The organism is Pedobacter sp. ok626 (assembly GCF_900100435.1).
GTDB lineage: Bacteria > Bacteroidota > Bacteroidia > Sphingobacteriales > Sphingobacteriaceae > Pedobacter.
Genome location: NZ_FNEX01000001.1, coordinates 473414 through 485864 on the forward strand (window position 1 = coordinate 473414; position 12451 = coordinate 485864).

The 12451-nt window shown below is 39.8% G+C and carries 7 protein-coding genes; all 7 read left to right on the forward strand.

Annotated elements, in window-relative coordinates:
- The first annotated feature begins 38 nt into the window (after positions 1–38).
- The 7 genes from BLS35_RS01625 to BLS35_RS01655 all read left to right on the forward strand — a co-directional run bounded on the left by BLS35_RS01625 (position 39) and on the right by BLS35_RS01655 (position 12419).
- Positions 39–2060 carry a DUF5696 domain-containing protein gene (locus tag BLS35_RS01625; protein WP_090777095.1) on the forward strand — a complete coding sequence of 674 codons (2022 nt, stop codon included), beginning with the start codon at positions 39–41 and terminating at the stop codon, positions 2058–2060.
- Positions 2060–4609: a glycosyl hydrolase family 95 catalytic domain-containing protein gene (locus tag BLS35_RS01630; RefSeq protein WP_090777097.1), complete on the forward strand. Its 2550-nt coding sequence runs from the start codon at positions 2060–2062 to the stop codon at positions 4607–4609. Before BLS35_RS01625 ends, BLS35_RS01630 begins: the two co-directional genes overlap by 1 nt.
- A gap of 1 nt (position 4610) precedes the next feature.
- Positions 4611–6905: a glycosyl hydrolase family 95 catalytic domain-containing protein gene (locus tag BLS35_RS01635; RefSeq protein ID WP_090777099.1), complete on the forward strand. Its 2295-nt coding sequence runs from the start codon at positions 4611–4613 to the stop codon at positions 6903–6905.
- 120 nt (positions 6906–7025) lie between these two features.
- Positions 7026–8243, forward strand: a complete 1218-nt coding sequence (locus BLS35_RS01640; protein WP_090777101.1) for a discoidin domain-containing protein — start codon at positions 7026–7028, stop codon at positions 8241–8243.
- Between the two features lie 50 nt (positions 8244–8293).
- On the forward strand, positions 8294–10087 hold the full coding sequence (locus BLS35_RS01645; protein WP_090777103.1) for an alpha-L-fucosidase: 1794 nt from the start codon (positions 8294–8296) through the stop codon (positions 10085–10087).
- Between the two features lie 128 nt (positions 10088–10215).
- Positions 10216–10809 (forward strand): RNA polymerase sigma factor, encoded by a 594-nt coding sequence (locus BLS35_RS01650; protein ID WP_090777106.1) that lies wholly within the window; start codon positions 10216–10218, stop codon positions 10807–10809.
- Positions 10810–11198: 389 nt separating this feature from the next.
- Positions 11199–12419 carry a FecR family protein gene (locus tag BLS35_RS01655; protein ID WP_165973183.1) on the forward strand — a complete coding sequence of 407 codons (1221 nt, stop codon included), beginning with the start codon at positions 11199–11201 and terminating at the stop codon, positions 12417–12419.
- Positions 12420–12451 lie beyond the last annotated feature (32 nt).

Below are 12451 nucleotides of genomic sequence, written 5' to 3' on the forward strand. Positions count from 1 at the left end.
ATGACGACCGCTTCAGTTTAATATTAAAACCAAACAGAATGAAAAGAAAACTATTTCTGATCATTAAAGCTAACCTGCTGCTCTTAGCTTTAACGTTGATGATCGATAAATCTGAAGCACAATCCAGAGCATCCTGGGGAGCACCAGAAGTTAAAGTGTCTCATGCCAATGGTCAATGGCTTATAGTGGGTAAAAAACAACAGGTAACGGTTAAAGAATCGGATCTTGCTCTTGCCATAAAAGCAGGATCAACCTCCTGGTCTATGGTGCCCTCGCAGCCCAACGATATGATTGTAAAATCAAATGGTAAAGAATCTGATGTTAGGCTAGCCGATGCGAAAAAGAAAGATTTCGAATATTATGATACGGGCTATAAAACCGGGATTAAAATCACTTTAAGTGCTTGGGGTAACTTGAATTTAAAACTGTATTTAACAGTTTGTTTAGAAGAGGATAGTGAAGATTTGGTGTTTGACGTGGCGGCTGATGAAAAGCAGGACCTGGTTAGGCAACTCAATTGGCCAACTGCTTTAGATGCTGCTCAGGTAGACTGCACTTTGTTGAGTAATGTGCGTGGAGTTTTATTGCCGCGTAATTGGCCAAAGCCTTATCATCCTATTCGGGCCTATGAAGCGGATGGATCTATTCAAAAAACTGACCGTAGCGAATTGCAAAGCAATGTTATTGAAGATTGGTGTATGTCGTGGTGGGGCTTTCAAAAGGGGAAATCAGCCATGATGGTTATTGTTGAAACACCAAACGATGCTGCTTATCAATTTGAACATCCGGCCGGTGGACCGACTGTAATTGGCCCAAGATGGCGCCCTGCACTAGGTAAACTTGGCTATCCGCGGACTGCCAGAATGTGCTTCATACCTGAAGGAAATTATGTTGATATGGCCAAACGCTACCGCAGTTATGTAATTAATACTGGATTATTTGTTTCCCTTAAAGATAAGATTGCTAGAAAACCAATTGTAAAAGAATTGATTGGAACACCTATCATCCGTTCCGGAATTCTTACAGATTATAAATCGGATGGGGCGCGCTGGAAGAGAGATTCAACAACCAGACATAAACTAGTTAGTTTTGATGAACGGGCTGCAGAGTTTAAAAAATATAAAGAAATGGGCTTGAAAAGCCTTTGCGTAGTGCTAACTGGTTGGCCGAATAAGGGCTACGACCGTCAGCATCCCGATGCTATGCCGCCTGCACCTGCTGCCGGGGGATGGGAAGGAATGAAGCGGCTTGCGGAAACCTGTAAAGAGCTTGGGTACTTGTTTAGTTTACATGATCAATATCGCGACTACTATCTGGATGCTCCGTCTTTTAACAAACAATTTGCAATTCACGCTGAAGAAGAAGGTGGCAAGGCAAATGTGTTTCCTGGAACCCGATTTGGTGATGTTAAAGAAGGCAAAATTCCTTATATGGATTATTGGGATGGAGGCAAAATGGCCTACTTAAACGGTCGGTTTATGCTAGGGCATTTAAATAAAAATTACCAATGGCTATTTAAACACGATATCCATCCACAAGGAAATTACCTGGATGTTTTTGGTTATGTACCACCTGATGAAGATTTTAATCCAGAGCATCCATCTACGCGCACTGATGGCTTAAACGATAGAATTAAATGCTACAATTGGTCGAGGAATAATTTAGGCTTTGTCGGTACAGAGACGGCTTGCGACTGGACAATTCCTTATGTAGATTTCTCTTCGCCTTTAAGTGCCAAGAATGGAATTACTGTGCCACTTTGGGATTTGGTATATCACGACGCTATTCTTACCCCTTATAATCCCGATGACTTGAGAGGTTTATTATGTGGGGGAATGCCGCAGGTGTCTTTTAGAAAGGGTATAGATGCTCAGACGATTAAATTACTGGATAGAATCAGTGAGTTGAACAAAAGAGTAGCACTTCTGGAGATGACTAAGCATGAGTTTTTGGATCCGAACTACAGAAAGGAACGCAGTACTTTCGCTGATGGAACTACTGTAACCGTAGATTGGGATAAACAAACAGCAGTTATACTTCCAGAACTAGCATCAAAATAATGAAGCGCGCTATCGGATTATTTTTATCGTTGGCACTGGGTGTCAACATAAGCTGGTCGCAGTCTCCATCAAGGTCATCAGCAAAAGGTTCATCCCTGCTTCAGGTAGATTATAAGAGGCTGGTTTCGAGAGCAGATCTTGATTACAGGGAGCCTGTTGATAAAAGCGAAGCTGGTATGCCTGTAGGGAATGGGGTAATGGGTAGTTTATTGTGGACGATCCCTTCGCAATTAAAAATGCAGATTAACAGGGTCGATGTTTTTGGTTCTAATTCTGCATCAAATAATTTTTTTCAACGCAATACAGATTATTGTGGTGGAACTGCTTTTGTAGATCTTGATTTTGGTTCTGAGGTATTTAGTAAACCTGATTTTCATCAACATTTATCTTGTTATGATGGATCATCTGATCTGCAGGGAAAAGGCATAAACGTGAAGACGCTTGCCTGGCACGACCAAGATGTAATGGTTTTAAATATTAAAGATTCAAGACCCCCTACAGCACAGTTTATTGCCAATTTAAGAACATTGAGGATGCCAATAACTACCAGGGGCAACCATACCGCGGTTTCCAAAGTGAGTGTAAAAGATGATTACATCATCCTTACTCAGGAATTTAGGGAAGATGATTATTACTGTGGTTCTGCGGTTGTTGTGGGAATGACAGGGTTAAAAGGGAATGCTGAATGGTCAAATGAATCAACTGTTAGGTTAATTGCTTCCTCTGGACAGAAAGCATTTACGGTTTACATTGCAAGTGCTGCGAGCTTTGACCCTGCAGAAGATTTATCTGCCCTTGCCATAAGAAAAATGGAAGCTGCTAAAAATATTGGTTTTGAAGGGGTGTATGCTGCCAACCGGAATTGGTGGGCAGATTTCTGGATGAAATCGTTTGTAAGCATGAAAAGTGCAGATGGCGAAGCCAATTTTATTGAAAAGAACTATACCTATTATTTATACGTGATGGGGGCCAGTTCAAGAGGTACTTACCCAACTAAATTTAATGGGATGTTATGGACAACCGGAGGTGATTTACGTAAATGGGGTGGTGGATTTTGGGGTGCCAATCAAAGTTGTTTATACAATGCTTTGTTTCCTACCAACCACACGGAATTAATGGACCCTATGTTTAACATGTATACCAAAGGCTTTGCTTCTTTCGAGAAAAGTGCAGCTCAGCAGTGGGGAAGTAAAGGGATTTACATTCCTGAGACGGTAGGCTTTGATGGGGTTCCTGAACTTCCAGATAGCGTTGCTGCCGAACTGCAGGAACTTTATTTGTTAAAGAAACCCTGGGCAGAACGCTCCGCCCGCTTCATGGATTTTGCAGAAACGAAACAGCCCTTTTTAAGTCGCTGGAATTGGAAAAAAGATGCAACCTGGAAAGATGGTCGTTGGCCACTAACAGATCGTGGAGGTGGCCCCTATGGTCCTGTGAGCCATATTTTTTCCAGAAGTGCTAAGATTGCCTACCAATATTGGCAAAGGTACGAGTATAGTCAGGATTTAAAATGGTTACGAGATCGCGCTTATCCGATGTTGAAGGGAATGGCAGAGTTTTATCGCAACTATCCGAATGTGAAAAAAGAGAAAGATGGGAAATATCATATTTATCATGTAAATGACAATGAATCTATATGGGGCGGGCATAATACCGTAGAAGAGATTTCTTCAATGATGGGTATTTTTCCGGCAGCCATAAAAGCCTCAGAAATTTTAGGAACAGATCCTGAAATGCGTGGCTTGTGGACTGAGTTTCTGCAACATTTGTCTCCATTATCCAGTAGCAAGGATTATCCTGATATGAAGCTAGCCGAAGGTAAAGACATTTGGGTTGGCTCCTTACCACCGTGGATACAAGGAAACGGCCAACGGAAACCAGATGGCAATACGATGCCGGTATGGTTCTTTGACTTGTGTAATCTGGAAGCTGATCCGGGAATGCGTAAAATTGCGTTAGCCACCTATTCGGCCTATTTTCCAAATGGAATCACCAAAGATGTTCATCCATATGTATTGTCCAAAATACCAGCTGCAGGTGCGATACTTGGAAATGTGGATGCCGTAAGGTTTTTGATTCCAAATCAAATTAGAAGAGCTGCTAAAGATGAGGTCATGGCAAATCGGATGGATGTAAGTGAAGGGTTTTATACGACCAATATTCAGCGCTTGGGAAGGGCCGCAGATGCATTACAATTGGCCCTAAATCAAACTGCTCCTGCTAGTCCGGGCAAAGAATCTGTTATCCATGTTTTTCCGGCATGGCCGAAAGAGTGGGATGCACAATATACTTTGCTTACACGTGGGAATTTTCTGGTCACTTCTTCTATGAACAAGGGTAAATTGGAATTCGTGGAGATTTTATCTCAGTCAGGATCTACATGTAAAATAAAAAATCCATGGTTAGGGAGAAAAGCACTTGTCTATCGGAATGGTAAAAAAGAAGCGGTTAAAAACACCGATCTGATTTCTTTGAATACACAAAAGGGGGACCGTTTGATCTTAGTGATGGAGGGCAATACTCCGGAACAGTTTAAAAGAGGAATATAATATGGAGAAAATAAAAAAATGGATAGTGGTATTGGGAGCCTTATTGTGTTTTACAAATAATGGCAATGCACAGGAAATATATGCAGGAAGATATAAAGCCATTTTTACAAAGGCGCCTCAACTGGTGCCGACTAAAAAAACACCCGATGGACCATTAGCAGGAAATGGAGATATAGGTTTAACGCTTGGTGGTAGTCCAGATAAATTAGCATTTTATTTGGGGAAAAATGATTTCTGGCGGGCATATCCGGTCTACCCCGGTGGTGGAATTGCCTTGCCAGGATGGTTAGAAGTGAGTATTAGCGCCCTCAAGGGCGCTAATTACTATGCAGAGCAAGTTCAGGACAAAGCCTTTATAAAAGGAGAATTTACAAAGGATCAACTTAAGGTATCATTGAAAGCCTGGGTAGCAGCGACTCACAATACCGTGGTAATCGAATTTGTGACCAATAAGGCTTGTAATTTGAAACTCGGCTTAAAATCAGCGAAAGAAAACACATCTGTTAATACTGCAGGACTAGATGGAGACGTAACCTGGGTAACCCGCTCTTTTGAAAATACGTCTTTGCTCGAATGGCCCACGCATGTTGCATTAGCCTTAAAGGTGCTGGGCGCAAACCTGGAAAAGGATGGAAGTTTGAATTTGAAACCAAATGAAAAAGTTACCCTTACCATTACGATGTATACCAATCAAGATCGTAAAGACTGGAAAGCTGGAACTATAAAAGAAGCCAAAAGCCTTACAGAAGATAAGGTTCTAATAATGAAAAAGGAACATGAGGCTTGGTGGAAAGATTTCTGGAGCCAATCTGAAGTAGAGATTGGAGATCCATTTATTGAAAAGTACTACTATGCTTCACAGTATTTATTTGGTGCCACATCCAGAGGGAATAAGTTTGCTCCAGGTATTTGGGGACCGTTTGTAACACGTGACTCTTCTGCATGGGGTGGCGACTATCACCTCAATTATAATTATCAGGCTCCTTATTGGGCAGCTTACTCTTCCAACCACATTGACGAAACGGCTAATTTTGATCAGCCTTTGCTGGATTATATGGCAAAAGGAAAAGAACATGCAAAAGCTTTGTTGCATCAGAAAGGTATCTATTATCCTGTTGGCATAGGGCCAAAAGGATTGGTAACTACCCGTTGGCCTTTAACGCCAGATGAGATGGAGAGGAGCTATGCAACACGAGAAAATACCATAGATGGGGGCTATAAGTTTTTAGGACAGAAAATCAATGCTGTATTTAGTGTTGGTAATATGCTGATGCGTTTTTATAGTACTTACGATAAAGTATATGCCCAAAAAGTCTATCCCTATATGCTCGAATGTGCAAATTTCTGGGAGGATTATCTAAAGTTTGAGAATGGTAGATATGTGATTTACATGGACCATTATGGAGAGGTGATGCCGAACTTAAAAAATAATGGCAAATGGCGCGATCAGCTAGGTGATTTTAATTCTACACTTTCACTTGGATTGGTAAAAATGCTTTTTAAGGGAATGATAGATGTCAGTAGTTTTTTAAACATAGATGCTTCAAGAATTCCGAAATGGAAGCATATCGTCGCACATATGAGCGATTTCACCGTCGCGGAAGTAGACGGTAAATTGAGCCTGAAGAGTGTAGAGAAAAGTCCTTCCGCATGGCACAGTCGTGTTGCTGGATTGGCCAGGGTTTCTATTCATGGCTTGATCCTTCCTGGAGGCGTATGTGGTCCAAAAACAGATTCCGCTTTTAATCAGATTTTATTGAGCGATGTAAGCCGTTGGAAAGAAAGAATGAAGGGGCCAGGTGAATGGGCAAATACACTTGGCAATGGAATTGAAACTTGTTTTCCAGCAGCAGTAAGAGTAGGGTATGATTCGGATGAGATTCTAAAACAATTAAAGGATCGAATTAATATACAATCATTACCCAACCTATGGATTACTGCTGAGGGTGGTGGAATAGAAACGCTAGCGGCTGTTCCCCTAACTGTAAATGAGATGATGATGCAGAGTTATGAGCATACCATCCGGATTTTTCCGAATTGGAACAGGTTCAAAGATGCGAGTTTTGAGCATTTAAGGGCTTATGGAGCATTTTTAGTCAGCAGCCGTTTAGAAAAAGGTAAAATCGAGTATGTGAAATTGTTTAGTGAGGCAGGACAGATGTGTACTATCGATAATCCATGGCCAGGTAAAAAGGTGCAGTTGCTGAGAAATGGACAAAAGACTGTGGTACTTTCCGGAAAAACCTTTGTGTTTGATACTAAGCTCGGCGAATCTTTGCAAATGAGTATTAACTAGAGATAAAAAATATGAGTAAATCGTTGCTGATATAATTGAATGTTTAGACAAAATTGTACGCTATTACTTGCTTAATATTCAGGTAATTTGGTGAGGTCTGAATCAATAAAATAATCAAATATGAAGAATCTATTTATTGCCTCGTTTATTATTCTTTGTTTTTTTTCTTGTAAAAAGAAAAAAGTGGCTGAAGAAAAACCTGCTGAAGTTGTAATTGTACCCCCAGTAGTTGAAGGGAAATTATTATGGGATGGGGATGCTGTGAAAGGAAACAGTGTTTGGAAAGTTGCACAAAATATAGAAGGTACCGGCACAATTAGTGCAGTTAATGATGTTACTTATGGATCTGTTTGGAGGTTCAATAAACCATTGGGGAGTCATCGAACAGAATCACATGCAGCAAGCGGCTTTCAAGCCAAAGAAGGGGATGATATTTATATTGGCTGGCGTTCAAAGATTAGTATGCCTGCTAACATTGGAACGAATGCTGTTTTTCAATGGAAAGCTTATGGAGCTGATATGCAGCAAAATTTTCCAATTATATTTAGTACAACTACCAATGGGAATTTGCATTTAATGCATTATGCACCAGGGAAAATAGGAACAGAAGTCTGGAAAACACCACTTAAGATTAATGTTTGGAACCGTTTTGTGCTTAGGCTAAAAGTATCGAGAGATGGAAGTGTTGGCTTTATGGAATTTTGGTATAACGACGAAAAACAAGCATTGACCGGTGGTACTCAGCGCTATTATGGCCGGACATTGGATGCTGAATATTGCGACCCAAAATGGGGAGTGTATGGCGGTGATGCTCAGTTGATTATTAATTATGTAGGCAAGCCGCGTATAGCGACTACCTACGAAATGGCCAAACCTGCAAAGCTTACAGAACCTGCTCCAGACCCTATACCAGAGCCAGCCACAGATCCTGTTGATCCTGAAAGCCTGGTGGTGGATAAACCGGTCGCTGTCAGTAGTGAAATCAGCGGAGCGAAAGGAATAAATGCTGTAGATGACGATCTGGATACTTATTGGCAGCCTTCATCGGGTGATCGAAAAGATTTGAATATTTGGTTATCTGCGGACCTTGGTACCGCTAAGGCTTTTAATGGAATGAGGGTGTTTTGGAACCGGGGGGACGTGATCGCTAAATATCAGCTATTGTATTCTGCCGATGGAAATAACTGGCAAATAGCTTATGAAAAAAGCAGTGCAATTAGCACTATTGAAAAAAGCAATTTTACAAAGGTTACAGCAAGGTATGTTAAGTTAAATATTACCTTAACTGATGATAGCTCAAACCTTACAACTTCAGAATGGAGACTTTTTGAAGAATAAACAGATAGACACAAAATTTATTTAAATTATACTTAGAATTATTAGAGAACATGAATCTTATTCGTAAAAGTATCCTTGTATTTGCCTTAGCTGGTAGTACTGTAACCCCAATTCATGCACAAACGATGGATGAAATGTGGGACAGTAGTGTCTCCGGCAAAGAGAATCCCAATTTGAAGTGGTTTAAAGAAGCCAAGTTCGGTATGTTTATCCATTGGGGATTGTATGCTAAACTTGCTGGCGAGTGGAAGGACAAGCGTTATTATGGAAGTGGCGAGTGGATTATGAATCAGGCTAGGATACCTGTTGCAGAATATAAACAGGTTGCCCAAACATTTAACCCTGTTAAATTTAATGCGGATGAATGGGCTCAGTTGGCAAAGGATGCTGGCATTAAATACATGGTGATTACGGCAAAGCATCACGAAGGTTTTTCTATGTATGATTCTAAGGTTAGTGATTTTGATATTGTAGATGCCACGCCCTATAAAAAAGATCCAATGAAAGCGCTGTCGGAAGCCACGCGAAAAAGAGGAATCCAATTTGGATTTTATTATTCCCAGTTTCAGGATTGGTACGAACCAAACGGGGGTAAAAATACATGGGATTTTGATGAGTCTAAGAAAGACTATCAAAAATACTATAGAGAAAAAGCTATTCCGCAGTTAAAGGAGTTGCTAACCAATTACGGCCCATTGGGTATTGTATGGTTTGATACACCAGGTGGGATGACTAAAGAACAAACTCAAAGCTTTGTAAATGAGTTACGTATTTTACAGCCAAAAAGTTTGTTTAGCAGTCGTGTAGGACAGGGCTTGGGTGATTATCGTGACTTTGGAGACTCTGAAGTGCCGGCAACGCCAATTAAAGGCGCCTGGGAGTCTATCTATACCCATAACGACTCATGGGGTTATATCAAGCACGATATGAACTTTAAAACACCTACCGAAATTATCAGATTGCTGGCCAACGTAGCCTCAAAAGGTGGAAATCTGATGTTGAATGTGGGACCTGATGGTGAGGGTAGTATTCCTGAATATTCTGTTAAATTTTTACGGGAAACTGGTAAGTGGTTAGACAAAAATGGAGAGAGTATTTACAGCAGTACTTATGGATTGATTCCTGCACAACCATGGGGGGTAAGTACTTCAAAACCGGGTAAACAATATCTGCACGTGTTACAGAGACCTGAAAATGGTAAGTTAGTGGTTCCGGCTTTTAAGGGCAAAGTCTCTAAAGTATATGCTTTAGCGGATTATAAAAATCTGGTATGGAAAAAAGTTGGTGATGATATTTGGATTGACTTACCTGCCTTTGATGCAGAAGCTGCAAACACTGTTTTTGTAATGGAATACGCTGGTAAAATTGCAGACTACGATTTGAACGTTCCAATTACCGTTTCTAATCAATTTAAAGATAATGTAGTTGAGGCTACATTTGCAAAACTAAAAGGCAATGCTAAAGTAAAGAGCTTAACCTATAGTCACTATTATGGTGACTGGAAGCATACAATCTGTGTGACTGATATGAAGGATAAGGTTGATGAGGCAGATTTTAGTATTCGTATAACTGAGCCTGGAGTCTATAAAATAACTTTGGAATACTCCTGCTCGCCGGAAAGTGCAAAACAGGAAGGAAGTATGAAAGTCAACAATCAAGAGTTTCTTTTCCGAACTTTACGCACCTCAGAGTTTGATAAAAAAGCACCATTGCCTTTTATTAAACATACCATTGCGACAACTACGTTTAGTAAGCCCGGAATTTATACGATAACCTTGAATCCTTTGCAAAATGGAGTTGAACTGTTTAAATTAAAGTCAGTTAATTTGGCCCCAATAAAGTAAATACATATCAATAAGTGCCAAAATCCTATAGCCTAATGGCAAATTGATTTATTAATTTGCCATTAGGCTATATTACCTTTATTCATAACCAAGTATAACCACGGTTTCAGTTAAATGGAAACGGTCGTATGAATAAAGAACCACACAAGGATTTTACAGCCACACAGTGGTTGATAAAGTTGATTAATAATGATCATTTTGCTTTTCAGGTACTCTACGATCTGTACAGTGCACAGCTGTATGGTAATCTTTTGAGGATAGTTAAGGATACAGATATTGCTCAGGATTTATTACAGCTTGCTTTTGTGAAAATTTGGGAAAAGCGTCATTTAATAGATCCTGAAAAGGACTTTTTGGCTTACCTAATTCAGATTACCAGAAACTTGGCCTATGATCATTTTAGAAAAGTAGCGATTGATAGGAAGTTGGAAAACTATCTTTTGTCGGTTACGGACGAGACCTATAGCCATATTGAAGAAGAACTCGTTTATAAGGAAAGCAATCAGCTATTTTTGGATGCAGTGGCCAAACTTTCTCCACAACGAAAGCAGGTGTTTACATTATGTAAAATGGAAGGGAAAAGCTACCATGAAGTAAGTAATATGCTTAACATTTCTACCTCAACCATTAGTGATCATTTATTGAAATCCAATAAGTTTATCCGGGCTCAGATGTCAATTCCTGAGGTTTTGGTTTCTATTTTTCTTATGTTTTTGTGCTGAGTTATTGCTGTTTTTTGGTTACAAAGGAGCTATTTGTTCAATATTTCTCTCTCGCATACTCCACGGCAAATAGTTGTCCCGTTGTGTTTCGCTCTGGTTCTATTATAAGGCAACTTAATTCACAGTCTATTAACGGACATTAACCGGACACTACTCGGCTCCACCCGGGTAGTGTCCGAGTAATGTCCGAGTAACGTCCGGGTAATATCCGGGTATATAGCAGTTTCAAACAGTTTGCATAGAGTTAACTATAAGGAAACTTTTGGACCGGAAAATGACAAATAAAAAAAATGTAATTCCGAGCAGGGACTTTGTTCAGGAGGACCGTATTATGTCTAAAGGCCATATTTTAAAGCCTAATGCGCCCATTGTGGAACTATTATAAGCTAATGAAAAAAGAAGAAGAGATCATAAGATTATTTAGGCGATATCTGGCAAATGAATGTTCTGAAGAGGAAACGAAATCATTTTTAGAATTGTTTCATTCAAAAGAAGATGAATCGTTTTTTAAAGAATTGATTGATGCTGAATTATCGAAGAAAGCTGATGCTGAATTTAAGAATATGCCTAATATTAAAGCTGAGTTAAGTCAGGTTCGTGAAAAGGTAATTCAGGAAACTACACCTTCTTTTCATAGAGAACCTATTCAGCTAAAATTATGGAGCAGAAGGATCGTTGTAGCTGCCATGCTAATATTGTGTACTAGTGCAGGACTTTACTTTTACGTAGGAAATCAAAAATTAAATAATAATCAACTTGCTGGGGACATTGCCCCAGGAAGTAACAAGGCATTACTAACTTTAGCAGACGGATCAAAAATTGTTTTAGATGAAGCGTTGAAGGGTAATTTAACTAGCCAGAATGGTGTTCGGATTATTAAAGCTGATGACGGACAACTGGTATATACAATAAATGAAAACGCTCAGTCCCAAAAACTAAATAACGTAGCTGGAAAAATATTAACAAATACTATTTCTACGCCGAGGGGGGGACAGTATCAGGTGAATTTACCAGATGGTACTCGTGTGTGGCTCAATGCTGCATCACTAATTAAATTCCCTGTTAGCTTTTTTAATTTGAAAGAGCGAAGAGTTGAGCTGCAAGGTGAAGCTTATTTTGAAGTAGAAAAGGATGCGACTAAGCCATTTCTTGTCATCACTGATCGACAAGAGGTTCAGGTATTGGGAACCCATTTTAACATCAGTTCGTATAAGGATGAGTTAGATACGAAAACAACTTTGCTGGAAGGTTCTGTTAAAGTGAGGCTATTAAACACAAAACGAGTAAGTCAGAAAGTATTAAAGCCTGGTGATCAGTCGCAAATCAGGGCTACATCTGCTCAGATTAATGTTGTAACCGTTGATCCGCAATCCGAAATAGCATGGAAAAATGGTAGGTTCTTTTTTGAAAATGAACCTATAGAAGATATTATGAAGCAAATTAAGCGCTGGTATGATGTAGATGTTGAGTATGAGGATAACATGGCCGGTAAAACCATTTGGGGATCTGTTACCCGCTATGGAAATGTATCAAAGGTGTTGTCTGTATTAGAGTCAACAGGAGGAGTTCACTTTAAAATTGAAGGAAGGAGGATCATTGTGCGAAAATAGGTTTACTCACTAATGAGAAAATACCGTGACTC